The organism is Leisingera sp. (genome assembly GCF_982940295.1).
This window is the reverse complement of the sequence record NZ_CEYXRG010000003.1, coordinates 248,938-275,158: the sequence shown is the minus strand read 5'-3', so window position 1 is coordinate 275,158 and position 26,221 is coordinate 248,938. Positions and strand designations below refer to the sequence as shown.

Annotated in this window: 24 protein-coding genes; 12 read left to right on the top strand and 12 right to left on the bottom strand. The window is 63.6% G+C overall.

The genetic code is table 11. From position 1 onward, the window contains the following. Positions 1-260: 260 nt before the first annotated feature. On the top strand, positions 261-617 hold the full coding sequence (locus AC4HIX_RS04670; protein WP_490398076.1) for a hypothetical protein: 357 nt from the start codon (positions 261-263) through the stop codon (positions 615-617). 31 nt (positions 618-648) lie between these two features. Here the strand turns inward: AC4HIX_RS04670 and ilvN are convergent, their stop codons facing one another. Both ilvN and AC4HIX_RS04660 read right to left on the bottom strand, forming a co-directional pair. After that, the gene (ilvN, locus tag AC4HIX_RS04665) at positions 649-1,209 is read right to left on the bottom strand and encodes an acetolactate synthase small subunit (RefSeq protein ID WP_475052738.1); all 561 of its coding nucleotides are present in this window, start codon (positions 1,207-1,209) and stop codon (positions 649-651) included. 89 nt (positions 1,210-1,298) lie between these two features. Beyond that, positions 1,299-3,050 (bottom strand): acetolactate synthase 3 large subunit, encoded by a 1,752-nt coding sequence (locus AC4HIX_RS04660; RefSeq protein ID WP_475052736.1) that lies wholly within the window; start codon positions 3,048-3,050, stop codon positions 1,299-1,301. Between the two features lie 405 nt (positions 3,051-3,455). On the opposite strand from AC4HIX_RS04660, the gene AC4HIX_RS04655 reads away from it, so the two are divergent. From AC4HIX_RS04655 to AC4HIX_RS04645, 3 genes are all read left to right on the top strand, one after another. Beyond that, complete coding sequence (locus AC4HIX_RS04655; protein WP_490398075.1) at positions 3,456-4,307, top strand: HalD/BesD family halogenase; 852 nt, start codon at positions 3,456-3,458, stop codon at positions 4,305-4,307. A gap of 77 nt (positions 4,308-4,384) precedes the next feature. Further along, the gene (locus AC4HIX_RS04650; protein ID WP_490398074.1) at positions 4,385-5,386 is read left to right on the top strand and encodes a hypothetical protein; all 1,002 of its coding nucleotides are present in this window, start codon (positions 4,385-4,387) and stop codon (positions 5,384-5,386) included. Between the two features lie 120 nt (positions 5,387-5,506). Next, positions 5,507-6,652, top strand: coding sequence for a lytic murein transglycosylase (locus AC4HIX_RS04645; RefSeq protein WP_490398073.1), 1,146 nt, complete (start codon positions 5,507-5,509; stop codon positions 6,650-6,652). Positions 6,653-6,680: 28 nt separating this feature from the next. On the opposite strand, the gene AC4HIX_RS04640 is transcribed toward AC4HIX_RS04645, so the two are convergent. Then, a complete protein-coding gene (locus AC4HIX_RS04640) occupies positions 6,681-7,325 on the bottom strand; it encodes a response regulator transcription factor (RefSeq protein ID WP_490398072.1) in 645 nt (214 codons plus the stop codon). A gap of 61 nt (positions 7,326-7,386) precedes the next feature. Continuing rightward, on the bottom strand, positions 7,387-8,814 hold the full coding sequence (locus tag AC4HIX_RS04635; protein WP_490398071.1) for a cache domain-containing protein: 1,428 nt from the start codon (positions 8,812-8,814) through the stop codon (positions 7,387-7,389). A 283-nt stretch (positions 8,815-9,097) separates the two neighbouring features. On the opposite strand from AC4HIX_RS04635, the gene AC4HIX_RS04630 reads away from it, so the two are divergent. The 3 genes from AC4HIX_RS04630 (at position 9,098) to AC4HIX_RS04620 (ending at position 13,617) form a co-directional block, all read left to right on the top strand. After that, a complete protein-coding gene (locus AC4HIX_RS04630; protein WP_475052726.1) occupies positions 9,098-10,180 on the top strand; it encodes a TRAP transporter substrate-binding protein in 1,083 nt (360 codons plus the stop codon). 141 nt (positions 10,181-10,321) lie between these two features. Next, entirely contained in the window at positions 10,322-11,248 is a 927-nt protein-coding gene (locus tag AC4HIX_RS04625; protein ID WP_475052723.1) for a TRAP transporter small permease subunit, read from the top strand. A gap of 14 nt (positions 11,249-11,262) precedes the next feature. Next, entirely contained in the window at positions 11,263-13,617 is a 2,355-nt protein-coding gene (locus AC4HIX_RS04620) for a TRAP transporter large permease (RefSeq protein ID WP_490398070.1), read from the top strand. A gap of 147 nt (positions 13,618-13,764) precedes the next feature. On the opposite strand, the gene AC4HIX_RS04615 is transcribed toward AC4HIX_RS04620, so the two are convergent. From AC4HIX_RS04615 to AC4HIX_RS04600, 4 genes are all read right to left on the bottom strand, one after another. After that, positions 13,765-14,148, bottom strand: a complete 384-nt coding sequence (locus AC4HIX_RS04615; protein WP_490398069.1) for a VOC family protein — start codon at positions 14,146-14,148, stop codon at positions 13,765-13,767. Next, a complete protein-coding gene (locus AC4HIX_RS04610; RefSeq protein ID WP_475052718.1) occupies positions 14,148-14,972 on the bottom strand; it encodes an arginyltransferase in 825 nt (274 codons plus the stop codon). The genes AC4HIX_RS04615 and AC4HIX_RS04610 overlap by 1 nt, the downstream gene beginning before the upstream one ends. A 143-nt stretch (positions 14,973-15,115) precedes the next feature. Beyond that, a complete protein-coding gene (locus AC4HIX_RS04605; protein ID WP_490398068.1) occupies positions 15,116-15,547 on the bottom strand; it encodes an RDD family protein in 432 nt (143 codons plus the stop codon). An 84-nt stretch (positions 15,548-15,631) separates the two neighbouring features. Continuing rightward, positions 15,632-16,093 (bottom strand): DUF2852 domain-containing protein, encoded by a 462-nt coding sequence (locus AC4HIX_RS04600; RefSeq protein WP_490398067.1) that lies wholly within the window; start codon positions 16,091-16,093, stop codon positions 15,632-15,634. A 346-nt stretch (positions 16,094-16,439) separates the two neighbouring features. On the opposite strand from AC4HIX_RS04600, the gene AC4HIX_RS04595 reads away from it, so the two are divergent. The 4 genes from AC4HIX_RS04595 to AC4HIX_RS04580 all read left to right on the top strand — a co-directional run bounded on the left by AC4HIX_RS04595 (position 16,440) and on the right by AC4HIX_RS04580 (position 21,364). Further along, on the top strand, positions 16,440-19,247 hold the full coding sequence (locus AC4HIX_RS04595; RefSeq protein ID WP_490398066.1) for a [protein-PII] uridylyltransferase family protein: 2,808 nt from the start codon (positions 16,440-16,442) through the stop codon (positions 19,245-19,247). After that, positions 19,228-19,500: a hypothetical protein gene (locus tag AC4HIX_RS04590; protein ID WP_475052711.1), complete on the top strand. Its 273-nt coding sequence runs from the start codon at positions 19,228-19,230 to the stop codon at positions 19,498-19,500. Before AC4HIX_RS04595 ends, AC4HIX_RS04590 begins: the two co-directional genes overlap by 20 nt. A 101-nt stretch (positions 19,501-19,601) precedes the next feature. Further along, positions 19,602-20,816 carry an RSP_2647 family RNA methyltransferase gene (locus AC4HIX_RS04585; protein WP_490398065.1) on the top strand — a complete coding sequence of 405 codons (1,215 nt, stop codon included), beginning with the start codon at positions 19,602-19,604 and terminating at the stop codon, positions 20,814-20,816. A gap of 5 nt (positions 20,817-20,821) precedes the next feature. Beyond that, the gene (locus AC4HIX_RS04580; RefSeq protein WP_490398064.1) at positions 20,822-21,364 is read left to right on the top strand and encodes an RSP_2648 family PIN domain-containing protein; all 543 of its coding nucleotides are present in this window, start codon (positions 20,822-20,824) and stop codon (positions 21,362-21,364) included. A gap of 75 nt (positions 21,365-21,439) precedes the next feature. On the opposite strand, the gene AC4HIX_RS04575 is transcribed toward AC4HIX_RS04580, so the two are convergent. Continuing rightward, on the bottom strand, positions 21,440-22,126 hold the full coding sequence (locus tag AC4HIX_RS04575) for a M48 family metallopeptidase (protein ID WP_490398063.1): 687 nt from the start codon (positions 22,124-22,126) through the stop codon (positions 21,440-21,442). Positions 22,127-22,287: 161 nt separating this feature from the next. Between AC4HIX_RS04575 and AC4HIX_RS04570 the strand changes: the two genes are divergently transcribed. Further along, positions 22,288-23,460, top strand: coding sequence for a threonine/serine exporter family protein (locus AC4HIX_RS04570; RefSeq protein ID WP_490398062.1), 1,173 nt, complete (start codon positions 22,288-22,290; stop codon positions 23,458-23,460). Here the strand turns inward: AC4HIX_RS04570 and AC4HIX_RS04565 are convergent. The 3 genes from AC4HIX_RS04565 to minD form a co-directional block, all read right to left on the bottom strand. Then, positions 23,457-24,908 carry an HD-GYP domain-containing protein gene (locus AC4HIX_RS04565; protein ID WP_490398061.1) on the bottom strand — a complete coding sequence of 484 codons (1,452 nt, stop codon included), beginning with the start codon at positions 24,906-24,908 and terminating at the stop codon, positions 23,457-23,459. The two genes, AC4HIX_RS04570 and AC4HIX_RS04565, sit on opposite strands and share 4 nt — an antisense overlap. A gap of 186 nt (positions 24,909-25,094) precedes the next feature. Next, entirely contained in the window at positions 25,095-25,358 is a 264-nt protein-coding gene (minE, locus tag AC4HIX_RS04560) for a cell division topological specificity factor MinE (protein ID WP_475052699.1), read from the bottom strand. A gap of 3 nt (positions 25,359-25,361) precedes the next feature. Continuing rightward, positions 25,362-26,210, bottom strand: a complete 849-nt coding sequence (gene minD, locus AC4HIX_RS04555) for a septum site-determining protein MinD (protein ID WP_475052697.1) — start codon at positions 26,208-26,210, stop codon at positions 25,362-25,364. Positions 26,211-26,221: the final 11 nt, after the last annotated feature.

Genomic DNA, 26,221 nt, shown 5'->3' with positions numbered 1-26,221 from the left:
TGGCGAACGGTTCTGGTTGTTCATTTCTGGCCCTGACGGTTCGAATTTTTGCGATGCATTTGCGGCGCTTCCAGGCTGAGTATGCCACACTCCGGCTGTGAGGCGTCAGCAGTCGTTCCCCGTTGGCGTCACGCCTGTTGCTAATTCACGTCAGAAGGTGTGTCAAGCCGACACAAAATGAAATGGCTCAGTGCGGATTTTACCATGTTGGCGTCACCCCAATTGTTTCAAAATCAGTGAGCGGCAATGCGAGGACTGGTATGATTGGAGTCGTTTTATGGCGGGATGAACCCCTGACGAAAGCCGTAATCTGGTGTGAAGATCAGGGGGACCTCGCGTTCTTTTCAAATGTAGCTGGGGCAGAGATTCCGGAATGTAATCCGGGGGACTGGGTTGAATTCGATCTGTCCATTAGCGGGAATGTCAGGATTGCCGAAAACCTTACGGTCCTGATCGAACAAGGCAGCCCGGACCTGGCGGACCGGCTGTCAGCAGCGGAGGCTTGCGGTTCTGACGCCGGCACCGCGGACAAGGGCTTTGGCAGCGTGGTTCCCTTTCCGCTGAAATCAGAAAAGAAGCGGAGCGCTTCCGCACCGCTTCAGGCCAGCCAGGGCTGAAGGCCGGCCTGGTCCCAGGCCGGCGGCAGGGTTAGTTCCCGCGCAGTAGCGCGGCAACGCCGGTGCGGGCGATCTCGGCCAGGCCAAGCGGCCGCATAAGCTCTGCAAAGGCGTCGATCTTGTCCGGCGCGCCGGTGATCTCAAAAACAAAGCTGTTCAGCGTGCTGTCGACCACATTGGCGCGGAAGATATCCGCGAGCCGCAGCGCTTCGACCCGCTTGTCGCCTTCGCCTGTCACTTTCAGGATCGCCAGTTCCCGCTCCACCGCGACGCCTTCGACCGTCAGGTCGTGCACGTCGCGGACTGACACAATGCGGCCCAACTGCGCCTTGATCTGCTCGATCACTTGCGGGGTGCCAGTGGTGACAATGGTGATGCGGCTTAGGTGCCCGGTGTGGTCCACCTCGGCCACCGTCAGGCTTTCGATGTTGTAGCCGCGGCCTGAAAACAGGCCGATGACACGGGCCAGAACGCCCGGCTCGTTTTCCACCAGCACCGCGATGGTATGGCGTTCCTGCACGTCGGAAAACGTCGGGCGCAGATTATAGGCGGAATGGCGGGTGGAGCCTTTTTTGATATGCAGGGCAGACATCAGTCGCCGTCCTTTCGTTTGTCGCTGCCAAAAGCTTTCAGAAAACTTTTGGCAAAATTCTTCATAAGAATTTTGCGGCCCGGCCGCGGTTACACCAGCACTGCGCCGCCGGCCTGGATGACGCCTTGCGTCTCAGCTTCGCCCAGCAGCATCTCGTTATGCGCCTTGCCCGACGGGATCATCGGGAAGCAGTTCTCGTGCTTTTCCACCAGGCAGTCAAAGATCACCGGACCGTCGTAGTCGATCATTTCCATGATCGCATCATCAAGGTCCTTGGGATCGCTGACACAGATGCCCTTGGCTCCAAAGGCCTCCGCGAGTTTAACGAAGTCGGGCAGCGCCTCGGACCAGCTGTGGCTGTAACGCTCGCCGTGCAGCAGCTCCTGCCACTGGCGCACCATGCCCAGGCGCTCGTTGTTCAGGATGAACTGCTTGACCGGCAGGCGGAACTGCACCGCGGTGCCCATCTCCTGCATGTTCATGAGCCATGACGCCTCACCCGCGACGTTGATCACCAGCGCATCCGGATGCGCCATCTGGGCGCCGATCGAGGCGGGGAAGCCGTAACCCATGGTGCCGAGGCCGCCGGAGGTCATCCAGCGGTTGGGATCCTCGAAACCCAGGTACTGCGCCGCCCACATCTGGTGCTGGCCGACCTCGGTGGTGACATAGCGGTCACGGCCCTTGGTGAGCTCCTCCAGCCGCTGCAGCGCATATTGCGGCTTGATGGTTTTTTCGGAGTTCTTAAACGACAGGCAGTTGACCGCGCGCCACTCGTCGATCTGCTTGTGCCATTTGGCCAGCGCCTCGCGGTTCACCTTGCGGCCGCGCGACTTCCAGACTTTCAGAATGTCTTCGAGCACGTGCGCCACATCGCCGACGATCGGAATGTCGACCCGGATCACCTTGTTGATCGAGGAGGGGTCGATGTCGATATGCGCCTTTTTCGACTTGGGGCTGAAGGCGTCGATGCGGCCGGTGATCCGGTCGTCGAACCGCGCGCCGATGTTGATCATCAGGTCGCAGCCGTGCATCGCCATGTTGGCCTCGTAAAGACCGTGCATCCCCAGCATGCCCAGCCAGTTCTTGCCGGACGCGGGGTAGGCGCCCAGGCCCATCAGCGTCGAGGTGACGGGAATGCCGGTGCCATCCACCAGCTCACGCAGCAACTGGCTGGCCGCGGTGCCGGAGTTGATCACACCGCCGCCGGTATAGAAGACCGGGCGCTTGGCGGTTTCCAGCGCTTCAACCAGTTCGGTGATAGCCTCCATGTCGCCCTTGAGCTGCGGCTGGTAATGCGAGGCTGCCGGTTTCGGCGCCTGGTATTTGCCGTTGGCGAACTGCACGTCCTTGGGGATGTCGACCAGAACCGGGCCAGGGCGGCCGGATTTGGCGACATGGAAGGCTTCGTGCAGGGTGCCGGCCAGCGCGTCGGTATCTTTGACCAGCCAGTTGTGCTTGGTGCAGGGGCGGGTGATGCCCACGGTGTCAGCTTCCTGAAAGGCGTCCGAGCCGATCATGAAAGTCGGCACCTGGCCGGTCAGAACCACGATCGGGATCGAGTCCAAGAGCGCATCGGTAAGGCCGGTCACCGCATTGGTGGCGCCGGGGCCAGAGGTCACCAGGACAACGCCGGGCTTGCCGGTGGAACGGGCATAGCCCTCAGCCGCGTGGACCGCGCCCTGTTCGTGCCGCACGAGGACGTGGCGGATGTCATTTTGCAGAAAGATCTCGTCATAGATCGGCAGCACGGCGCCGCCAGGGTATCCGAAGACTACGTCCACACCCTGATCCTTCAGGGCCTGAACAACCATTTTCGCGCCGGTCATCTCACGTGTCATCTGCTTTTTGCTCCAATTGGCGGCATCGTCATTACGCATAAAAAAAGCCCCCGATTTCAAGTCGGAGGCGCATGGGTTCGATTATGGTCAACCGTCACCGGCCCATGCGCTTGGTTCCTACGATTACGACTAGGGTGGTCACGTCCACAGGCTCCTCGTTGCGTTGCAGCGGACATTATGGGGGCTGGACAGGGGCGTCAACCGGCAAACGTGTCAAAAAAGCCATGCGCGGGGACATTTTCTTGCTTGTGACCCCGGGTGCGGCGAAATATCCGCGAAAGCAGCCGCGCGCCGAGGCGTCAAATCGTTCAAATCCGGCACGCACGTGTCCGGTTTGTGCCAGAACGCTGCCCCGGCAGCAGGCAAGCTCAATTTCAGCTTGAGGTAACGGAAAAGGACGCGGACATGGTTCAACTCTCCGATCTGGTGGATCTTGGGCGGTATCCGATCGACCGGCCCGGCTCCAGCGCCTATGACCGGCTGATCGCAGATCTGCGGCGCGACCTTGACACGGACGGCTGCGCGGTGCTGCCCGGCTTCGTGCATGAGGCGGGCATAGCCAGGCTGGCGGCAGAGGCCGATGCGGTGGCAGACAAGGGGCACAAGTCCTTCAGCCGCACCAATGCCTATTTCTCCAAGGACGACAGCACCTTGCCGGAGACCCATCCGGTGAGGCAGTTTTTTGACCGCTCGAACGCCTTTATCCCGGCCGACAATTTCGGTGCGGACAGCCCGCTGCGGGCGATCTACGAATTTCCCGGCTTCATGCCCTTTGTCCGCGAGGCGCTGGGAGAACCGGAGGACAGGTTCTTCCGCTATGACGATCCGCTGGCTGATGTGATCATCAACATGGTCGAGGCGGGGCAGGGCTTCCCCTGGCACTTCGACACCAACAATTACACTGTGACCCTGGCGATTCAAAACGGTGAGGGCGGCGGCGAGTTCGAGTATGCGCCGATGCTGCGCACCCCGGCGGATGAGAATTACGATGGGGTTGCACGAGTGCTGGCGGGCGGCTCGCCGCTGTTGCGCAAGCTGGAACTGCAGCCAGGCGATCTGCAGATCTTCCGGGGCCGCTATTCCCTTCACCGCGTTGCTCCTGTCGAGGGGGCGCGCAAACGCTATGTGGGTATCTTTTCCTTTGTCGAGCAGGAGGGCATGTGCGGCGGGGTTGAGCGCACCCGGCAGCTATATGGGCGGGTGCTGCCGCGTCACTATGAGCGCGAAGGGCTGCGTGCCGACGCGCTGCGGGATTAACTGCAGATGCTTCGGAGGACTGGACCTGCAACGCGGGTTCTGGATACTCATTTCAGTCTCTTGCAGGAAAGCCGCCGGTGCCCGGAGTTATAATCCATTTGCGCAGAACGTATCTGGAGCAAGATCTCTCGCGCGGTTTCCTGCAGCTTTTCGGTGTGATCCAGAACATGCTGGCGGCAGAGGGCATCGCTTGTGAGTTCCGGGCCATTTCTTCCAATATCACAAGCCGTTCCAGGCATGTTCCAGACCGCCGCTTCGAGGACGGCAATCTGCACATACTGAATGACCGGCAGGTGCAGATGCCCAATGTGCTGAATGCCGCCTTGGCGTACTTTGACGGCTTCTGGCATCTCGATCCGCACGGCACCCGCGAATTCAGCCCGGCCGCTTCCAGGGAGTTCCGCGAGGACATGATCCCGTACCAATACGCCAAGCGGTTCTACGGGCGGCTCCAGAGGACGTGGAAGGACACGCGCCGGACCCGTTACAGTGCTCCGCGAGAGCGGCAGGACATTCCGGTGGGGTGTATCTCTGTCTTCTTTCAGGGGTCCTACCCTTTCAAGGCCGGGACAACCGGTTTTACCGATATCGCCATGCTGCAGGATGTCCTGCAGGGGGCGGACGGCCGGACCGTGCTAGTCAAGCCGCACCCCAGGCTGGCGGATATCGGAACCATGGCAGAACTGGCAGAGATTGCAGCCGGGGACAGCCGGGTGATGATATCTGGCGCCAACATCCACGACATTCTCGCCGCCAGCTGCGCGACGGTTTCGGTCAACTCTTCCGTGGCGATCGAAGGGTTTCTGCACCACACGCCGGCCATTCTCTATGGCAAGTCCGACTTTCACCACATGGCAGAAACTGTCACCGGGCCGGGGCAGTTTGCCGAAGCGCTGCAGCGGGCGCAGACCCGTACCGGCGGCTACGCGCAATTCATGACCTGGTACTTCCGGAACAATTGCCTCGAAATCGGCGCTCCGGACTTGGAACAGAGGATATGGGAGATTTTTGCCCGCGCAGGCTTCCCGCGGGAGCGGCTTGCAGCGGGGGAGGCGCCGGGGCTGACAGCGGGACAATAGGGCGGCAGGTCTCCGCCCTGGCGCAATTCCGGACCTTGGCGGCCCGGCAGGTTTCTGGCAGCCTGTGATGCAAAAGCCCTGAAGCAAGGGGCGCGGCATTCACCAGAACGGGCAGACAGCATGAACATCACACGGCGTCATTTCGGGTTTGGTCTTGCAGCCTTTGGGCTGACGGCTTGCAGCAGCACAGTGCCTTCCGCAGGCAGTTCCCGCGTCTCCGGCCTGCCAGCGGATCTGCGCCCCGTGCCCAATCCGGGCTATGACCGGTGGGTGGCCGCCTTCCGGTCCCGGGCTGAAGCCAGGGGCATTGCCCCGTCCACCCTGCGCGCCGCCTTCCGCGGGGCGGGGTATCTGCCGGGGGTCATCAAGCGCGACCGCAACCAGACCGAATTCAAGCGCTCGCTGGAGGACTACCTGTCCATCGCCGTCTCGGACGAGCGGCTGGCCAAGGGCCGCGCCGCCTTTGCCCGGTATGGTGCTACCCTGCGGGCGCTGGAGCGGACTTACGGTGTTGATGCGGAAATCATCTGCGCCATCTGGGGGCTGGAGAGCTTCTTTGGCGAGCGCCGCGGTGATGTGCCGGTGATCTCAGCTACCTCGACGCTGGCCTATGACGGGCGGCGCGGGTCGTTTTTTGAAAAACAGCTGCTGGCCGCGCTCAGGATCCTGCAGAACGGTGATATCACACCCGCCCGGATGACCGGCAGCTGGGCAGGCGCCATGGGGCATACTCAATTCATCCCGACCTCTTACCAGGCTTTTGCGGTGGACTTCACCGGCGACGGGCGCCGCGACATCTGGTCGGAGGATCCCAGCGACGCGCTGGCCTCCACCGCTGCCTATCTGCAAAGGAACGGCTGGACCCGCGGGCTGAAGTGGGGCGGAGAGGCCGGAGCGCCCGGCACCCCCGCAGGCCGCATCATCCAGCCGCAGGCAGGCGGGCCGAAGTTTGCGGTCACCAGCAACTTCAACGCCATCAAGCGCTACAACAACTCAGATGCCTACGCGATCGGGGTGGGGCATCTGGCAGACCGCATCGCTGGGGGCGCCCCGCTGCGCGCCAGCTTCCCGCCGGACAAATACGGGCTGACCAAGGACGACCGCATTCTGCTGCAGAAGCGCCTGACCGCCAGAGGTTTTGACACCGGTGGCGCAGACGGGGTGCTTGGGCCGAAAAGCCGCGCAGCGATCAGCGGATATCAGTCAAGCCGCGGCCTGCCCGCAACCGGGGAGCCGTCACAGGCGCTGCTGGCCAGTCTGAGATAGGGTCAGTCTGAGATCTTGGGGTGACGGTTCAGAACCCGGCGCCGGTGCCTTGCAGCACCCCGTGCTCCAGCGCATAGCGGGTTAGCCCTGCGGTTGAGGATATGCCCAGCTTGCGCTTGATGTTCTTGCGGTGTGTCTCGACGGTTCTGACGGAGATATCAAGCGCTTGGGCGACTTCCTTGTTGGACTTGCCCTGCGCCAGCTCCAAGAGGATGGTCTGCTCCCGCCCGGTCAGCGCCTCGCGGGTGTCGTCGCTCTTGGGCTTCAAGGATCCGGCTGCGCCGGTGCAGAGATAGGTCTGTCCCTCCATCACCGCGTCGATGGCCTGCTTGATTTCCTCGGTGGGCACGTCCTTCAGCACGTACCCCATCGCGCCGTGGCTGAGCGCGGTTGAGATATATTCGGTGCTGTCATGCATCGACAGGATCAGGATGCGGGTGCCCGGGTGCTGTTCCAGGATGATCTCAGTGGCGCTGAGACCGCCCAGCTTGGGCATGTTCAGGTCCATCAGCACCACATCCGGCGCCAGCCGGCCCATCTGCTCGACCGCATCGCGGCCGTCCGTCAGCGAGCCGACCACCTCGATATCATCATAGCTTTCCAGGATCGACTGGATGCCTTCGGCCACCATCGGGTGGTCATCCACGATCAGAACCTTCACCGGATCAGCCATCCTTCCCCCAATGCAGCTTTCCGTTAACCAGGTGCCTTGCACCTCGCCGTATCCTCCCCGGTCACGGCAGTTGTGCAGACGTTCCCTCCTCGCCCGGCGGCAGCAAATGGCTGAGAGGCAGGCTTGCCTCAATCACCGTGCCGCTTTGGGTGCCCCGTGATGACAGAATGCGCAAGGTGCCGTCAAGCTGCTCGATCCGTTCCTGCATGTTGCGCAGCCCGATCCCGGGGCCGGTGCGCGCGTCCCTGGGCGGCAAGCCGCGGCCATTATCGGTGATCCGCATGGTGGCGCCTTTGGTATGGCCGCGCAGGTCGATGCTGACCTTAGTGGCCTCCGCATGGCGCTCGATATTGGTCAGCGCTTCCTGGGCGATGCGGTAGAGCGCGATCTTGGAGTCCTGGTCCAGCCGGTTGCGGAAGACCACGGTGGAAAACGCCGTCTCAATCCCCGTGCGCGCAGCAAAGTCATCGGTCAGCGCCTTCAGCGCGGGCCCGAGCCCCAGATCGTCCAGCACACCCGGTCGCAGGTCGCGGCTGATGCGGCGCACTTCGGTGATGGCCGTCAGCAGGTTCTCCGTGCCCTTTTCGAGCGGCGCCACCGCGCCCTCGCCATCGCCGCGGGTCAGGCGGCGGCGGGTGTTGTCCAAGGCATAGCGAACCCCCACCAGCAGCTGGCTGATCCCGTCATGCAGCTCACGCGCCACCCGGCCGCGCTCTTCCTCCTGGGCGTCGAACACCCGCTGGGTCAGTTCCTTGAGCTTGGCATCGGCCAGCCGCCGCTCGCGGATGTTCAGGAACATGCCGGATCCAAAAACCAGGCCCAGAGAAATAAGGGTGATAGCACCAATATAAATGAACGTGCGCCGCACACGCGCCTCCACCTCGGCGCGCGAGGCGGCCACCGTGGCCAGCACATCGTCGATGAACACGCCGGTGCCAATGGCCCATTGCCAGTCCTGCAGGCCCAGCACATAGGCGATCATCTGCGCTTCTTCCCCTGTCGAGGGCTTCTCCCAGGTGAAGCTGTGCCAGCCGGCGCCGTCGCGGGCCAGGCGGATGAACTCATCCACCACCGGCACGCCCGCGCTGTCGGTCAGGCCTGCCCAGTTTCGGTTGATGAACTCGGTCTGCCGCGGGCTGACCAGATTGGTGCCGTCGTAGTCGTAGACAAAGAAGAACCCGTCCTTGCCGTAGATCATCGCGCTGAGAATTTGGGCCACCTGTTCCTTGGCCTGCGCATCGTCCGGTGCCGCCAGGCCATAGATATGGGCAAAGCCGTTGCGCGCCTGGGTCACGTAGTTGCGCAATTCCGCCTTCTTGGCCTCCAGGAGCTGCACCTCCAGCGCCTGTATCTCGCGCTCCGCCAGAGCGCGCGACTGGTAGCCCACCAGAACCGCAATCGCTGTGCCCGCCACGATCAGCGGCAAGGTCATCAGAAGCGACAGTTTCTGCGCGTAGGTAGGGCGCAAAAGTGTTTCGAACAGGCGCATAAGCGGGGTCCTGGAATTGGTCAGATTCTTGTACCGAATCATTGCGCAGCCGCCCAGAGGAATCAAAGAGGCGGGGCACGTTTGCACCCTTTGCTTGTGCTCAACCCTGCCGATTCGCGCAAGAAATGCGCCAACTTCTCCCTCGCAACCGCGAAAAACGTGCCGTTCTACGCAGTACTAGGTATTCACATAAAGTTCGCCGCCGCTAGGCTGGCCGCACTCGAACCGATCCGCCCGGGGGGGACCTTCCGGGCAATCCGAATGCTAATGGGAGGAATAATTAATGGATCGCCGTTCTTTCTTGAAAACGTCCGCACTGGGCGGCTCCGCCGCAGCAGCCAGCACCCTGGCTGCGCCGGCCTATGCCCAGGGCAACCGCACCCTGACCATGGTTACCACCTGGGGCCGCGGTCTGGCAGGTGTGCATGATTCTGCGCAGTATGTTGCCGACGCCATTACCGCTATGTCCGATGGCTCGCTGACCATCGACCTGAAAGCCGCAGGCGAGCTGGTTGGCGCGTTCGAAGTTTTCGACGCCGTGACCGCAGGCCAGGCCGACATGTATCACGCGGCCGACTATTACTTCGTCAGCCAGCACCCGGGCTACGCCTATTTCACCGCCGTGCCCTTTGGCATGACCCCGCAGGAACTGACCAACTGGTACTACCACGGCGAAGGCATGGCGCTGCATGATGAGCTCGGCCAGATTTTCGGCCTGAAGTCCTTCATCGGCGGCAACACCGGCCCGCAGTCCGGCGGCTGGTACAACAAGGAAATCTCTGGCCCTGAAGACTTCAACGGCCTCAAATTCCGGATGCCGGGCCTGGGCGGCAAGGCGCTGGGCAAGCTGGGCGCCTCGGTGCAGAACATTCCGGGCTCCGAAGTGTATCAGGCGCTCTCCTCCGGCGCCATCGACGGCACCGAGTGGATCGGCCCCTGGGCGGACGAGAAGGCCGGTTTCCAGGAAATCACCAAGACCTACTACACCGCCGGTTTCCACGAGCCGGGCGCGGCACTGTCGGTTGCCACCAACCGCGAAGTCTTCGAAAGCCTGTCGCCTGCGCACCAGAAGATCATCGAAATGGCGGCCGCTGCCGGCCACCAGTGGAGCCTGGCGCAGTTCATGAACAACAACGGTGCAGCGCTGCAGCGCCTGCAGTCCGGCGGTGTGAAGACCCTGGAATTCCCGGACAGCGTCTGGGACGCTTTCGGCCAGGCCACCAAGGACACCCTGGACGAGTTCATGGGCGACGAGCTGTTTGCCAAGATCCGCAACAGCGTGGAATCCTCGATGAAAGCCTCCTCCGGCTGGATCACCAAGTCCGAAGGCGCCTACCGCGTACAGCGCGACCGCGTCCTGGGCTGATCCGCCTGACTGGCATTAACCGGATCCTCCGCCGCAGGCGGGGGATCCACATGCAGTTGCACGCAGTGCAGACGGGCCGGCCATCAGCGCCGTGAGCCCAGCCTGCCACCGCAGCTTCGCAGCAATCTTCCCGGGGGAAACATGCAGGAAGAGAGTGGCATCACCTTCTTTGGCGCAATCTGGGGCGGACTTGTCTGGCTGATCCAGAACATCGCCGGCGCCTTTTATAATCTCGGCTACGCCGTCACCCATCCGCAGCTCTGGCTCGACTGGTCCGACAAGGCCTCGATCATGCGCTTCGTCTACTATGGCGGCTCGGTCGAGTTCTTCTTCGTCGTCTTCACCACCTTCCTGGTGCTGACAGGCATCGGCCTCTACTTCCGCGGCTTCATGTGGGGCATGGTGCGGGGCCTGGAGGGGCTGGCCAACACCGTCGGCCGTTTCTTTGCCTGGGCAGGCCTTCTGATGGTGCTGCAGCAAATCATCATCGTCTTCATGCAGCGTGTGTTCGCGCGGCCGGACATCAGCTTCGGCTTCGGCATCCCGTTCAGCCAGGACATCAGCTGGTTTGCCGAAGAACTGAAGTTTTACAACGCCTTGGTGGTCTGCCTTTGTGTGACCTACACCTTTGTGCAGGGCGGCCACGTGCGGGTGGACCTGATCTATTCCGGCATCAGTTTCCGCGCCAAGAAGGTCGTGGACATGATCGGCTCGCTGATCTTCATGATGCCCGCCGCGGTGCTCACCTGGATGTACGGCTGGTTCTTCCTGTGGCGGCACCTCATTGTGCCGAACCCCTCGGCCTCGGACACGCTTGAGCGGCTGGTAATGAAATCCCGCGCGCTGCGCTGGAACGTGGAAACCATCGGCTTCAGCCCTAACGGGTTCAACGCCTACTTCCTGTTCAAGATCCTGCTGATCGCCTTCGCCGGTCTCGTCTTCCTGCACGCCATCGCCTTCTTCTACCGCTCCTTCCTGGAGTTCGTCGAAGGCCAGGGCAGTGAAAACAAATACCTCGACAAGGACAGCCTTGGAGAGGGTGAAGAAGCCTACGAAGGCACGCATTAAGGGACGTCGGAAACATGCTATTTGGACTTGATGGCGTCGAGATCGGCCTGCTCATCGTATTTTTCTGCCTCTTCGGGGGCATCCTCTCCGGCTTTCCGGTGGCTTTTGCCATCGGCGGTGCCGGGATCATCTCCTTCGGGATCATCGCCGCGCTGGACAGTGCGGGCATCCTGATCCACCAGGCCATCGACACCTCGTCGCAGGCCTACCGTGATCTGGTGAGTACGGGCATCAGGCCCGACAAAATATCCACCTTCCGCTATCCGGACCTGCCAAGGATCGCCGAGCCCGTTTTCATCCAGGGCTGGGAAGTGGCGCTGGACCGCAACATCTCCTTCATCGTCAACCGCATGAACGAGCGGGTGCTGGCGGGCGCGTCGATTGAAACCCTGCTGGCAGTGCTGATGTTCGTTCTAATGGGCATCACCCTGGAGCGGTCCAAGATCGCCAACGACCTTCTGACCACCATGGCGCGCGTCTTCGGGCCGCTGCCGGGCGGCCTGGCGGTGTCGATCGTGGTTGTGGGCGCCTTCCTGGCGGCCTCCACCGGTATCGTTGGCGCGACTGTGGTGACCATGGGCCTGCTGGCGCTGCCCACCATGCTGCGCAACAACTACTCGCCGGAACTGGCGACCGGTGTGATCGCGGCGTCGGGCACGCTGGGCCAGATCATTCCGCCGTCGATCGTGATCGTTCTCCTGGGCACGCTGGCGGGCGACCTTTACTCGACCGCGCAGGAGACCCGCGCGATGGAGGCAGGCTGCTCCGACGCGCTCACCTACCTGGGTGAGCCGGCGGTGGTCTCGGTCGGGACTCTGTTCCAGGCGGCGCTGCTGCCGGGTATCCTGCTTGCGCTTCTGTATGCAACTTACGCCTTTGGCTATGCGCTGCTGAACCCGCACAAGGCGCCCGCGGTGACCATCGAAGGCGGCACCGGCGAAGTGATCACCCGCAATGAAGGCCTGACCTGGTTCCTGGCGGTTCCGGCGGCCCTGATCGGCGGCGCGATTCTGTTGTCGAGCTTCAATGTGATCGGCAGCCAGAACATCACCGTCTCGACCTTCTCGGACGCCGGTGAGACCGCTTCGCTGCGCACCAATGTCGGACCGCAGTGCCAGGAGGCCATGATCGACCTGCACGGGCAGGAGGCCTGGGACGCCGCCGTTGCGGAACAGGAAGCCATCGACGCGGCTGGCGGCGTGGCTTTGGCTGCGAAGCTGAGCGAAGAGGAAATCGCCGCTGCCCGCGAAGCCAAGATCGCCGCTGCGGCGCCGATCGGCACCGGCATCAGCGTGATCATGATTGTGCTGGGCCTGGTGCTGGCGTTCGGCCGCGGCGTGGCGCCTTCGCGGGATGCCAAGCCGCTGATCCTGGGGGCCATCGGCATCCTGCTGATTGCGCTGGTGGATCTGGTGGCGATTGCGCCGACCACATCGGCGGGCGTAACCGTGCTGTGGATCGCGCTGCCGCTGCTGCTAGCGCTATGGGGCTGCCGAGAGGCGGCTGCCCGCTGCGCCAAAAACGATCTGATCCGGGTGGTATTCCCGCCGCTGGTTCTGATTGTTGCGGTGCTGGGCTCGATCCTGGGCGGCATCACCAACCCGACGCCGGCTGCGGCGCTGGGGGCTGGCGGCGCCATCATGCTGGCGGCCTACCGCAAGCTGCAGGACGAGGGGCGCTCCGGCAAGATCATCATCTGGTCCACCTTTGCGGTGATGCTGTGCATCCTGGTCGGCATGAACTTCGACCTGCGGGTGAACCAGGGCGGGGTCTCGGTTGAAACCTGGATTGCCTTCATTGTCGCCTATGCCGCGTATCTCTATGCGCTGTTCGGGCTGCTGTTCGGCTGCTGGGTGCTGTTCAAATCGGGCGTCCTGACCCCGGTGGTGCGGGAAACTGCCAAGGTGACCTCGATGGTCTTCACCATCCTGATCGGCTCGCAGCTTCTGAACCTGGTGGTGATCTCCTTTGGCGGGGAACACTATATCCAGCAGTTCTTGAAGAGCTTTGACAACGAGATGACGGTCTTCCTGATCGTGATGCTGGTGCTGTTCTTCCTGGGCTTCGTGCTGGACTTCCTGGAAATCATCTACATCGTGATCCCGATCGTGGGGCCGGTGATCTATGGCGGGTCGTTCGATCCGAAGTGGGTGACCATCATGGTGGCGGTGAACCTGCAGACCTCGTTCCTGACACCGCCCTTCGGGTTCGCGCTGTTCTACCTGCGCGGGGTTGCCCCCAAGGAGGTGACGACAGCCCATATCTACCGCGGGATCGTGCCCTTCGTGCTGATCCAGGTGGTGGGCATCGCCATCCTGTGGGCCTTCCCGTCGATCGTGACCATCGTGCCGGCACTGATCCCGAACTGATCCGGGACGCAGGACAGGAAAACGGAAAAGGGGGCCCCAAGCGGGCCCCTTTGCTTTTCCTGCAGGGGGAGGGGCGCTGCCCCTCTTGGCCAAGGGCCAATTCACCCTGGAGTACTTCTTGAAAGATGAAATGGAGCGGCGCAGGTCTCAGGTGAACTGGATCAGATCCCAGCGGTTGCCGAAGGGATCGCGCCAGACAGCGACGGTGCCGTAGGGCTCGTGCCGCGGGTCTTCCTCGAAGGTCACGCCCTGGGCCAGCATGGCGGAATGGTCGCGCTCAAAGCTGTCTGTGGCGAGGAACAGCCCGACGCGGCCGCCGAACTGGTTGCCGATGGCGGCCTGCTGCTCAGGGCCTTCGGCACGGGCCAGCACCAGGCTGCCCTGCGAAGCACCCGGTGGCAGAATGCGCACCCAGCGTTTGCCGCCCTGATCGATGTCCTCGGCCAGCTGCCAGCCGAGCTGGCCGCAGTAGAAGGCGATGGCGGCGTCGTAATCGGGCACCACCAAGGAAACTGCGTGGAGGTATTGCATCAGCGGCTGCGGTGTATGGGATGTTCAGGCAGCTGGATGTTGGCGACCTGTTCGGCGATCGGATCGGTCGACAGCGGGTGGCTGGCCGCCTCGAATTCCGCCGGGTCGGTCATCTTCTTCCATTCGCTCTGATGATAGATCTCAAGGCCTGAGAATTTGGCTTTGTAGCCCATCTTCTGGCTGCCGGGCACCCAATAGCCGAGGTAGACGTAGGGAAGGCCCGCCTCGCGCGCAATGCTGATGTGGTCGAGGATCATGAAGGTGCCGAGCGAGTTCTGCGGCTGGTCCGGCGCGTAGAACGAATAGACCATGCTGAGCCCGTCCTCCAGCACATCGGTGAGCGATACAGCAGTCAGCTGGTTGCTGCCTTCTTCGGCATATTCCACCACCCGGCTGCGGACCGGTGTTTCCTCAATCATCGCAGCGTATTCGAAGACATCCATGTCAGCCATGCCGCCATCGGCATGGCGGCTGTCCAGATAGCGGCGGAACAGGGCGAACTGATCCTCGGTCGCCCAGGGCGATGTCGCCCGCCGCTCCAGACGGGCGTTGCGCTTGAGCGTGCGTTTCTGGCTGCGGGTTGGGGTGAAGGCCGAAACATCGATCCGCGCCGACAGGCAGGCCGAGCACTCCGAGCAGGACGGCCGGTAGAGCACGTTTTGCGAGCGCCGGAAGCCCTGCTGGCTGAGGCTGTTATTAAGCTGCTCCACCCCGTCGCCCTGCAGCGCGGTAAACAGCTTCCGCTCCATCCTGCCCGCCAGATAGGGGCAGGGCTGCGGGGCTGTCACGTAGAACTGAGGAGCAATGGGAAGGGTATGGCGCATCGGAACTCTTCAGCGGTTTTGCGGGGCAGATGGAACGGACGCCTGCAACGGGCGGCAGATACTCCAGCTGATGATAGCAATGCGGTTCCGATGCGCCAAGTAGCCTTGTGGAAAATGGTTTAACGGGCTCTTGCGGATTTCGCTCAAACCCGGCGGTTCAGCATTACGGTGCCGAGGAAATGGTCGGTCAGCCCCTGGCCGCGCGGCGAGGTCAGCATCAGAATAATCGAGATCACTTGCAGGACCGGAAAGCCCAGCGAGATGGAGTAGCCCGCGGTGTGCAGCGCTGCCAGGCCGCTGTCGAGCCGCTGGCCGGTGCTGTCGCGCAGCTCGATCCCGGCAAAGCGCATCCCCCAGGTGGCGGAGCCGTTGGCGATTGTCACGGTCCGGTAGGCAAAACCCACTGCCAGATACAGAAGCGGCCAGATCAGCAGGCCGGTAAAGGCGGTCAGCACCACCGCAACGGCGCTGAGGGTAAAGATCAGGATGCTGTCGATGATCCAGGCGATCAGCCGCTTGGCCGGAACAGACGAATAGAATTCTGCCTGGTAGTCGGGATCGGGCAGGGCGGTCATGTATGGGGTCCTTTGCGAGGAGGAAGAAGCAGGTAGGGGAAGCCCCGCCCGGACGGGGCGGGGCAGCCGGAGGAGGAGGGCAGCTTAGTGGCGCTTGGGTTCGCCGCCGTCTTGGTCCTCGTCCTCCGCGTCATCGCCATGATCGGCGGCGCGGGCGCGCTCATTCATGAACTGGTCGAATTCGGCTTTGTCCTTGGCTTCGCGCAGGCGTTCCAGGAAAGCTTCGAAATCATGCTGCTCCTGTTCCAGGCGGCGCAGCGTGTCGGCTTTGTACGCGTCAAAGGCGCTGTTGCCTGAAGGTTTCATCGCCGAGAAGCCGTGACGTGCCCAGGTTTTGCCTTTGTGGCGGCAGGAGGATTTGCTGAACATTCGTTTGCTCCAGATCATGTAGAAAAGAAGGGCCAAGCCCACGGGCCAGAAGAAAACAAAGCCAAGCACCATGGCGGCAATCCAGGCGCCTTTGCCCTTGCTGTCCAGCCAGGCTTCGCTGCGGGAAAACCAGCCCTGCACCGGTGCATGGGGGGCGGTTGGGGTGAAACTCGTCATCGGGGTCCTCCAGTTTGCGGGTCTATGTAAATTCCTTTCACATTACTGCATATCGGAAGCCGCCGCTGGGGTTTCAAGGCTTCATGTAAATCTTTTTCACATCTTCTGCTGCGGCCAGGTCCTCAGGTGCGCAAGGGGCAATTGTCTTGCTGATAAGGCAATTGCTATTTCTTCAGAGGCCGGACCGTCAGCGGTTGGCGCAATCCTGCGTCAGCTCCGGCTAGACGCAGATGCTAAAGAAGGGCCATGGAAACCTTGAAAACGCGCGCCGGCACCGGGCCTCGCATAGTGCGGAGCGGCAATTCGGCCATTGACGCGGCGGTGCCGCGGGAACAGTGTCGGGAGCATGACGACCGCTCTGCAGATCACCCGCATTCCCCGCCCCTTTGACCACGAACTTGGCGACGAAGCGCGCGCGCTTGTACCGGCGCTAACCGGCGATCTGGCGGATCTGGTGGCCGGGGCCTGCGGCTCCAGCCCCTATCTCAAGGAGCTGACAGCGCGGGAGGCGGGCTGGTTGCCGGAAGCGCTGCAGGACCCGGATGCGGCGCTGCGCAGCGTGCTGGCGGACTGCCGCGCGCTGGAAGGCACACAGCTCAAACCCGGCCTGCGTCAGGCCAAGCGGCGGCTGGCGCTGCTGACCGCGCTGTGCGACCTCAGCGGCGGCTGGAGCCTGGAACAGGTGACCGGCGCGCTGACGGAATTCGGCGGGCTGAGCGCGGATGTGGCCATCAAGGCGGAGATCGCGACGCTGATCCGGCGTAAAAAACTGCCGGGGCTGACGGAGGATGACGTGGAGACCGCAGGCGGGCTCACCATCCTGGCGATGGGCAAGATGGGCGCGCATGAGCTGAACTACAGCTCTGACATCGACCTGATCTGCCTGTTCGACGAAACACGTTTCGACCCGGATGATTTCTATGAGGCACGCCAGGGCATGGTGCGCGCGACCAAGAACATGTGCGCGGCGCTCAGCGACCGCACCGGCGAAGGCTATGTGTTCCGCACCGACCTGCGGCTGCGGCCGGACCCGGCGGTGACACCCGTCTGCCTGGCGATGGAAGCGGCCGAACGCTATTATGAAAGCCTGGGACGAACCTGGGAGCGCGCCGCCTATATCAAAGCACGTCCCTGTGCCGGCGACATCAAGGCTGGGGAGCGTTTCCTCAACACCCTGCGCCCCTTTGTGTGGCGGCGGCACCTGGATTTTGCCGCCATTCAGGACGCCCACGACATCCGCCTGCGCATCCGCGAGAACAAGGGCACCGGCGGTGCCCTGCATGTTCCGGGCCACGATATGAAGCTGGGCCGCGGCGGCATCCGCGAGATCGAGTTCTTCACCCAGACCCGGCAGCTGATTGCAGGCGGGCGCGACGAGAGCCTGCGTCTGCGTGGCACCGTTGAAGGGCTGGCAGCACTGGCGGACAAAGGCTGGGTGCCGCCAGAGGTGGCAGAGACCTTGACTGCCCATTACCGCGCTCACCGCGAGGTCGAGCACCGCATCCAGATGGTGCATGACGCCCAGACCCACCGGATGCCGAAATCCGAGGACGGGATCGCCCGGGTCGCTTGCCTGATGGACCGTGACCCTGCCGAGCTGATGGCGGAAATAAAGGAGCGCCTGGAAGAGGTGCATACGCTGACCGAGGGATTCTTTTCCCCGGGCGCCGCTCCGCCGCCTGCAGCCGTGCCGGAGGATACGGCAGAACTCGACGGCGCCGTAATCGCCCGCTGGCCGACTTACCCGGCGTTGCGCTCGGCCCGCGGCGCGCAGATCTTTGAACGGTTGAAGCCGGAACTGCTGGCCCGGGTCGCCAAGACCGCCAAACCGGCGGAGACGCTGCTGGCGCTCGACGGTTTCCTGGCGGGGCTGCCTGCCGGGGTGCAGCTGTTCTCGCTGTTCGGCGCAAATCCGCAGCTCATCGACCTGCTGATCGACATCGCCGGCACTTCCCGCGAGCTGGCCAGCTTCCTGTCCCGCAATTCCGCCGTATTTGATGCGGTGATCGGCGGCTCGTTCTTCGACCCCTGGCCGGGAGCAGCCAAACTGCGGGCGGAACTGAACCGGCGCCTGGCCCTGGAAAGCGATTACGAATCCCGCCTCGACGCCACCCGCCGCTGGTGCAAGGAATGGCACTTCCGCATCGGGGTGCACCACCTGCGCGGGCTGATCGACGGCCGCCAGGCTGGGGCGCAATACGCCGAATTGGCCGAGGTGGTGATCGCCGGGATCACTCCGGAAGTGGTGGATCACTTCTCCCGCAAGCACGGTCCGCCGCCGGGCCGGGGCGCAGCGGTGCTGGCGATGGGCTCGCTCGGTGCCGGGCAGATCCACGCGCAATCCGATCTCGACATCATCGTGATCTATGATCCCGGCACGGAGGAGATGTCCGAAGGCAAACGCCCGCTGGCAACGCGCCCCTACTACGCCCGTTTGACCCAGGCCTTTGTCACGGCGCTTTCCGCCCCGATGTCCCAAGGCCGCCTTTATGAAGTCGACATGCGGTTGCGCCCCTCCGGCACGCAGGGGCCGGTGGCGGTCAGCCTGGCGGGGTTCACCCTCTACCAGCAGAACGAGGCCTGGGTCTGGGAACATCTGGCATTGACCCGCGCGCGGGTGGTGGCCGGGGACGACAGCCTGGCTGCGGAAATCGAGGATTTCCGGGCAGGCTTCCTGGCGCAGCCGCGGGAACGCGGCAAGGTGCTGCAAGAGGTCGCGCAGATGCGCACGCGGCTTGCTGCCGCCAAGGCGCCGGCGGGCGTTTGGGACGCCAAGAACGGGCCCGGCCGGATGATGGATGTGGAGCTGATTTCCCAAGCAGGCGCGCTGACGTCCGGCTCTGGCGCGCGCGATGTGGCCGCGGGCCTGGCCGGTGCTGTCGCTGCCGGATGGCTGAGTGACGCGGATGCAGAATACCTCGGCGCTAGTTACCGTCTATTCTGGTCCGTGCAATGCGCAGCGCGGCTGCTCTCCGGCAAAGCCATCGACTCCGATGGTATAGGGGAGGGCGGGGCGCAGTTCCTTTGCCGCACCACCGGCTATACCCGGCTGGAAGAGCTGGAGCAGGAACTGCAGGCCCGCTACTCACGCTGTGCTGCGATCATAGGGGAAGCCTTGCAAGAGGAAGGGGCGGATGAAGAAGGGCAGCATTGAACAGGACCCGCGCGGTCTGATCTACGAATCCTACCGGATCGACGGCATTACCGGCGCGCAATGCCGCAGCATCTTCTTTGACTGGGCGCTGGGCATGGACGCCGCCCGCGACAGCCGCGCCGATATCCAGGCGCTGCTGGAGCGCTACGGCAGCGAACAGCCGGATCACCCGATGACGGCTGTGCTGCGCGACGGTTTGGCTGGCGCGGAAAAGCCGCGCCGCCGCGGCGGCTGGCGCTCGCGCGAACGGTGACAAGCTTGCTGGGCACACAGACCCAACTCCGGGCTGTTGTTCTGAAGGCAGGGGTGAAGCGGCCCCTTTTCCTGTACCTGGCTTAAGGATATGAGGGGGCCATGACAGCCTCCTCCGATGCGCCGCAGCGCCCCCGTGTGAAAATGAAACCCAAGTCCAACGCCCGCGCCATCCGGCACGGGTTTCCCTGGGTCTATGCCAACGAGCTGGTGACCGACCGGCGTACCCGCAAGCTGGCGCCCGGCACCCTGGCGGTGCTGGAGGATGAGGCACAGCGCCCTCTGGGGTTGGTCTCCGTGAACCCGGAAAGCAAGATCATCGCCCGGATGCTTGACCGCGACCCGGAGGCGGTGATTGATCAGGCCTGGTTCGCCGCTCGCCTCTCCCGTGCACTGGAAATGCGCGAACAGCTCTATGACGCGCCCTTCTACCGGCTGGTGCACGCAGAATCCGACGGGCTGCCCGGTGTGGTGATCGACCGCTTTGGTGCGGTTTGCGTGGTCCAGCCCAACGCCGCCTGGGCCGAGGCGCATCTGGACATGCTGACTGCAGCCCTGTCGGAGGTGACCGGTGCAGAGGTGATCTTGAAAAACGCCTCCGGCCGCACCCGCTCCCTGGAGGGGCTGGACGACGTGAACCTGACCTTGCGGGGCGAGGCCCCTGCCGCGCCGGTGCCGGTTCAAATGAACGGCGCCACCTATATGGCCGACCTCACCGGCGGCCAGAAGACCGGGCTGTTCTTCGACCAGCGGGAAAACCACGCCTTTGCCGCCCGCCTGACTGCGCCGGGCGCCAAGGTGCTGGATGTGTTCTCACACGTCGGCGGCTTTGGCCTTGCGATGCTGGCCGGCGGGGCAGGGCATGCGACCTGCGTCGACGGCTCGGCAGCAGCACTCGAACTGGCTGTGCAGGGCGCCGCCTCCAGCGGCCACCAGGAAAAGTTCACCGCCCGCCAGGGCGATGCCTTCGAAGTGCTGGCCGCGCTGGCTGAGGAAGGCGAGAGCTTTGACGTGGTGATCTGCGACCCGCCCGCCTTTGCACCGTCGAAACAGGCGCTGGAGGCTGGCCTGCGCGCCTATGAGCGCGTCGCCAAGCTGGCCGCACCACTGGTGAAACCCGGTGGCTACCTGGGCCTCTGTTCCTGCTCGCACGCCGCCGATCTCACCAGGTTCCGCAACGCTTCGGCCCGCGGCATCGGCAAGGCAGGCCGCCGGGCTGCGCTGATCCACACCGGCTACGCCGGCCCAGACCACCCGCAGCTGCCGCAGCTGGCCGAAAGCGGCTATCTGAAGGCCGTGTTTTTCCGGCTGGATTGAAACGGGTGAAGCTGCTCCTCGACACTTGCGTGCTCTACCCGACCGTGATGCGGGAGATGTTGCTGGGCGCGGCGGGGCTGGGCCATTTCACCCCGCTCTGGTCTGCCCGCATTCTGGGCGAGTGGGAACACGCGGCGCTGAAACTCGGCCCTGAGGGCGCAGCGCAAGCGAAGGCGGAAATCGCCCTGGTCCGGGCTCATTGGCCCAAGGCCGAAGTTGCTCCGGCCCCGGGTACTGAGGCCCGCCTCTGGCTTCCTGACAGCGCAGACACCCATGTGCTGGCCGCTGCTATTGCAGGGCATGCCGACGGTATCGTGACAGTGAACAACAAGGACTTCCCCCGCCACACATTGGCAGAGGAAGGCCTGGAGCGCCTTGGCCCGGATGAACTCCTCTACCGTTTTTGGCTTGAGGACAGCACCGGATTGGAGGCGCTTGGCAACCAGGTGCTCGCGGAGGCAAACCGCCTCTCTGGCGGCAGCTGGGAGATCCGCCCGCTGCTCAAGAAGGCCCGATTGCCACGGCTCGCCAAGGCATTGTCAGCCTGACCGCGATTTCATCTTTCCTGAAATACTCCGGGGAGTTTGAGGGGCCGGCCCCTCAATCCCGCCCGTGCCGCAGGCTCAGCCCTTGGCCCATTTCGCTTCCAGCCGCTCCAGCGCGGCGATGCGCTCTTCGGTTTTGGGATGGCTCATCAGCCAGGCCGGTGCCATGCCTGCGCGCGATTGCGTCAGCTCTTCCAGCTTGGCAAACAGGCTTTTCTGCGGGGCGAGGCCGATGCCTGCCTTGGTCAGCAGTGCAGCGGCGTATTCATCGGCCTCATACTCATCGCCGCGCGACAGCCGCGCCGCCAGCAACGATGTCAGCACCCCGGCAATCCACGGCCCGACAAAGGGAATATAGCGCCCGAGAATGATCATCAGCGCGGTGCGCAGCGCGTTCTGGCCGGAGAAATCAATCATCCGCTTCCTCGCATGCCCCAGCGCCACATGGCCCAGCTCGTGCGCAATCACGGAGGCCATTTCCTCGGCGCTGACCTCACCGTTCTGGTACTTGCGGTAAAATCCGCGGGTGATGAAGATGCGTCCGTCCGGCGCCGCCAGCCCGTTGACCGGGTCGACCTCGTAAATATGCACGGGAATGCGGGCAATGTTCAGCGCCGCCGCCAGCCGGTCAGTCAGCTGTTTGAGCCTGGGGTCGGCCAGCTCAGTCGAGCGCTGGTCAAGCTCCCGGTGGGTGCGCCAGATCGAAATCCGGTACATCACAAGGCCATAGGCAACGGCCAGCAGGATCGGCAGAAGGCGCAGCATGGCACAGATATGGGCCGAAACCGCGCCTCCAGCAAGAGGCAGCAGTCAGGAAGCCTTGCACCCAGCGCAGGCCGCCATGCAAAATCCGCACTCGCCGCCGCGCCCCGCATCCATTAAGGGGGTGCGACCCAAAGGCTCCAGAAAACAACGGCTTCCGGCACATGGCACCGCTCTCTCAGCTCCGCAACATCGCCGACACCGGCGAGACCCTGCACCGCAGCGGCTGCGCGCCCTACAAGATCGAGAAATACCTGCAGTTCTATGCCAGGAAGCAAGGCATCAACGTGATCGTGCAGGCCACCCCCACCTCGATCTCCTGCCAGTTCCCGGACGAGGACAACCAGTTCATCATCCGCCGCCTGGAGCCCGCACAAATCAACCTCAGCCTGCTGGCGCGCACCATCATCCGCATCAACGCGGTGGAGGACCCGGGGATCGAGGAGCCGGGCCGCTATCCTGGCTGGCTGATCATGCTGGCCAATATCGCCATTCCGCCCGCCTTCCTGACCCTCATCGGCAGCGCGCTGACGACAATCGCGCTGTCGGCGGTGCTGGGCTTCCTGGTCTGGCTCTGCCAGCTGTTCTGCCGCGGCGACCGGGTGATCCTGGTGGAGTTCCTGTCGGCGCTGGTCGCGGGGCTGGCGGTCTCGCTGGTCAGCAGCATGGGGGTGGAGGTGCCGGTCTGGGGCACCTGCATCGCCGCCATCGTGCTGTTCGTGCCGGGGCTGTCGATTGCCAACTCGCTGGAGTGCCTCGCCTTCAATGACGTGATCTCAGGTTCCAGCCTTTTTGCCCAGTCAATCTTCGTGCTGATGAAACTGTTCATTGGCATCTACATCGGCGTAAGCATCGGTGCGGCGCTCTGGGGGGCAACGCCGCATGTGGAGAACGTGAACGGTGTCCTGTGGTGGATGCCCTACCTGGCGCTGCCGGCGCTGTCGTTTTCCATCGGGATAATCTTCAACGCGCGGATGGTGGACATCCTGCGGGCGCTGCCGGTCACCGTGCTAGGTATGTGGGGGCCGCTCTATCTGGGCTTTGGCGGCGGCTGGATCGTCGGCACCTGGGTCACCGCCATGTGCATCACGCTGTACGGCACCTGGCTGGCCAAGTCGCTGAACCTTACCGGCGCCATCTACATCGTGCAGGGCATCCTGATCCTGGTTCCCGGCAGCCGGGTGCTGATGAGCGCGACGCAATCGCTGTTCAATGAGACCCTGATGGCAGACGCCAGTATCGGCCTGTCAGCCCTCCTGATGTTCTCGGCCATCGTGGCGGGGCAGGTGACGGCGCTGGCGCTCTATTCGCAGAAGAACCGTAACCTCGCCAGCTAGGCGCTGCGTTCAGCGGCCGGAAGTTCCCACGTGCTTTCGGGCAGCCCCGCGTCCGAGGCCGATGGCCAGCCGCTGGCGGTCACCGCATCCTGCAGCGCAGCATAGCAGTCCGGGTCGATACCGGGGCCTGCCAGGTCATCCATGATGGCATAGGTCTTCTCCAGCGGCAGCGCTGACCGGTAGGGGCGTTCGGCGGTCAGCGCGTCAAAGATATCGGCCACTGCCATCACCCGCATATCCTGCGTCAGCTGGCTGGCATCCATACCGTACGGGTAGCCCTTGCCGTCCAGCCGCTCATGATGCGCCGCGCTCACATCCGCAAGCTCCCGGAAGGCGGCAATCCTGCTCAGCACCTCATGGCCCAGTACCGGGTGCCGTTTCATCAGGGTGAACTCCTCATCCGTCAGCTTGCCGGGCTTGTCCAGGATGGTGTTGGAGACACCAAGTTTGCCGATGTCATGCAACAGGGCCCCCCGCACCATCCAGCGGCGGCGTCCGGGGGAGTAGCCCAGCTGGTCGCAGATCAGCCCGGTATAACGCGCCACCCGCTGCGAATGGCCGTGGGTAAAGGGGCTCTTGGCGTCGATCACCAGCGAAAACGCCCGGGCGATCTCATCCAGGTAGTCTTCATCCAAGGCATGGATATGCTGCGCCTGCGGGGTGGCAAAGACCTCTGCCTCCAGCGCGGGGTCCTGCAAATCCGCCAGGAAGCCGGGGCGGCGGATCACCGCGGTGAATACCGGCACAAGGTCCGGGTCGAACCAGCTGCCTGCGCGGGCTTCCAGCTCCGCCGCGGCGGCCTCTGCCCCTGCGCTGGCGGCAAAGACGTCTGCTACCTGCGCCATCAGCGCGATGCGCGCAAACAACGGGATTGCGGCGCCTTCCAGGCCCTGCGGCTGGCCGCCGCCGTCCCAGTGCTCATCCAGGCTGGCGATGCCCTCTGCCACATCCTCGGAAAAGCGCATCTGCCGGGCAATACCGGCGCCGCGGTTGCAGCGGGTCTCGATCAGCTCGCCCGCCAGCTGGCCGTTTCTGGCAATCACGTGGCCCAGCGTTTTCAGCTTCTGCAGCGGGCTGGTCCCCAGCGCGGTGTTGCGCAGCAGGAATTCGATGCCCTGCCGTGAGCCGCTCACCGTCTTGAAGTTCTGTTTGAAGGACAGATCATCGGTCAGGTACAGCTGGCAGATGCGGGCCGCGTTGGAGCTGCACCCCAGATCCTTCAGCAGCAGCGTGAAATAGAGGTCGGAGAGCGCCTGCGGCGGCAGTTCCAGCTCCCGCGCGGCCTGCATACCGATCCAGCAGCAGCGGACGCAATGGCCCTTGGGCTGGCCTTCGGTAAGATCCAGCGCATGGCTGAGCGCGCCAAGCAGCTCCCCCAGCCGCAGGATGCCCTGCGGTGCGGAGCCGCCGGCCTGGCCGGGACTGGAGGAGGAAAAGGTATAGGTCATTGGCCTTCGGCAGTGAAAATGCGGAAGGCCAATGACAGCACGGACAGGATTAACCTGGCCTTACCCGGCGCAGGATAGGGGTGGGAACTCTACGCCCGATTTTCGTAAAATGTCCGGGGCCGCCGTTTGGCAGCCCCGCGGTCATTATTCAGGGGCCGCCGCTTGGCAGCCCCCAGGGCCCCGGCCCTAATTCACACCCAGCTTGCCAGGGAATTCAATGTTTATCTCCAGGCTCGACAGTTCGTCGCCGCGCTCCATGCGGATGTCGATCGCCTCGTCGCCGAGTTGCATGTGGCGGCGGATCACTTCGAGAATCTCGCGCTGAAGCTGGGGCAGGCAGTCGGGGCGGGCGCCGCCGCTGCCGCTGCGCTCATGCGCCAGCAGGATCTGCAGCCGTTCCTTGGCGGTGCTGGCAGAAGCTTTGCGGGGGCGGAGGGAAAATCCGAACATCGCTTACACCGCCCGGCGGAACAGCCGCTGCAGCAGCCCGCGCCTCGGGTCGGCCGCAATCCGCATCTCGATCTGCTCGCCGATCAGCCGGCCCACCGCGTCCTCATAAGCGGTTGCCGCTGCAGACGGTTCATCCATCACCACCGGCACACCCAGGTTAGAAGCGCGCAGAACCGCAGTGCTTTCCGGGATGATGCCCAAGAGCGGCACCGCCAGGATTTCCAGCACATCCTCCACCGGCATCATCTCGCCGCTGTCGATGCGGGACTTGTCGTGGCGGGTGATCAGCACCTGCGCCTTGACCGGCTCGGCACCGGTTTTGCTGGCGCGTTCGGTGATGCTGTTCAGCAGCCCAAGAACCCGGTCGCTGTCACGGACAGAGGACACTTCGGGGTTGGTGACGACAATCGCCTCATCGGCAAAATGCATCGCCATCTGCGCGCCGCGCTCAATCCCGGCAGGGCTGTCGCAGATGATATAGTCGAACTCCTGGCGCAGCTCGTCCAGAACTTTCTCAACACCTTCTTTAGTCAGCGCATCCTTGTCGCGTGTCTGCGACGTGGGCAGCACCGACAGGTTCTCCAAACGCCGGTCGCGGATCAGCGCTTGCTTCAGCTTGGCATCGCCCTGGATCACATTGATGAAGTCGAACACCACCCGGCGCTCGCATCCCATGATCATGTCCAGGTTGCGCAATCCGACGTCGAAATCGATCACAACCGTTTTGTGTCCGCGCCGCGCCAGTTCGGCACCCACTGCCGCCGAGGTTGTGGTCTTACCAACGCCGCCTTTGCCCGAGGTGACCACGATCACCCGGCCAAGCGGCTCTTCCAGTTTCAGGTCTTTACTCATTCGTCCTGCCT

Coding starts and splice junctions, on each gene's coding strand:
- minE (WP_475052699.1), bottom strand. CDS start 25,358: ATGTTCGGATTTTCCCTCCGCCCCCGCAAAGCTTCTGCCAGCACCGCC.
- AC4HIX_RS04575 (WP_490398063.1), bottom strand. CDS start 22,126: ATGCTGCGCCTTCTGCCGATCCTGCTGGCCGTTGCCTATGGCCTTGTG.
- AC4HIX_RS04620 (WP_490398070.1), top strand. CDS start 11,263: ATGCTATTTGGACTTGATGGCGTCGAGATCGGCCTGCTCATCGTATTT.
- AC4HIX_RS04610 (WP_475052718.1), bottom strand. CDS start 14,972: ATGCGCCATACCCTTCCCATTGCTCCTCAGTTCTACGTGACAGCCCCG.
- AC4HIX_RS04625 (WP_475052723.1), top strand. CDS start 10,322: ATGCAGGAAGAGAGTGGCATCACCTTCTTTGGCGCAATCTGGGGCGGA.
- AC4HIX_RS04635 (WP_490398071.1), bottom strand. CDS start 8,814: ATGCGCCTGTTCGAAACACTTTTGCGCCCTACCTACGCGCAGAAACTG.
- AC4HIX_RS04595 (WP_490398066.1), top strand. CDS start 16,440: ATGACGACCGCTCTGCAGATCACCCGCATTCCCCGCCCCTTTGACCAC.
- AC4HIX_RS04630 (WP_475052726.1), top strand. CDS start 9,098: ATGGATCGCCGTTCTTTCTTGAAAACGTCCGCACTGGGCGGCTCCGCC.
- AC4HIX_RS04600 (WP_490398067.1), bottom strand. CDS start 16,093: ATGACGAGTTTCACCCCAACCGCCCCCCATGCACCGGTGCAGGGCTGG.
- AC4HIX_RS04645 (WP_490398073.1), top strand. CDS start 5,507: ATGAACATCACACGGCGTCATTTCGGGTTTGGTCTTGCAGCCTTTGGG.
- AC4HIX_RS04660 (WP_475052736.1), bottom strand. CDS start 3,050: ATGACACGTGAGATGACCGGCGCGAAAATGGTTGTTCAGGCCCTGAAG.
- AC4HIX_RS04670 (WP_490398076.1), top strand. CDS start 261: ATGATTGGAGTCGTTTTATGGCGGGATGAACCCCTGACGAAAGCCGTA.
- AC4HIX_RS04640 (WP_490398072.1), bottom strand. CDS start 7,325: ATGGCTGATCCGGTGAAGGTTCTGATCGTGGATGACCACCCGATGGTG.
- AC4HIX_RS04655 (WP_490398075.1), top strand. CDS start 3,456: ATGGTTCAACTCTCCGATCTGGTGGATCTTGGGCGGTATCCGATCGAC.
- AC4HIX_RS04565 (WP_490398061.1), bottom strand. CDS start 24,908: ATGACCTATACCTTTTCCTCCTCCAGTCCCGGCCAGGCCGGCGGCTCC.
- AC4HIX_RS04615 (WP_490398069.1), bottom strand. CDS start 14,148: ATGCAATACCTCCACGCAGTTTCCTTGGTGGTGCCCGATTACGACGCC.
- AC4HIX_RS04605 (WP_490398068.1), bottom strand. CDS start 15,547: ATGACCGCCCTGCCCGATCCCGACTACCAGGCAGAATTCTATTCGTCT.
- minD (WP_475052697.1), bottom strand. CDS start 26,210: ATGAGTAAAGACCTGAAACTGGAAGAGCCGCTTGGCCGGGTGATCGTG.
- AC4HIX_RS04585 (WP_490398065.1), top strand. CDS start 19,602: ATGACAGCCTCCTCCGATGCGCCGCAGCGCCCCCGTGTGAAAATGAAA.
- AC4HIX_RS04570 (WP_490398062.1), top strand. CDS start 22,288: ATGGCACCGCTCTCTCAGCTCCGCAACATCGCCGACACCGGCGAGACC.
- ilvN (WP_475052738.1), bottom strand. CDS start 1,209: ATGTCTGCCCTGCATATCAAAAAAGGCTCCACCCGCCATTCCGCCTAT.
- AC4HIX_RS04590 (WP_475052711.1), top strand. CDS start 19,228: ATGAAGAAGGGCAGCATTGAACAGGACCCGCGCGGTCTGATCTACGAA.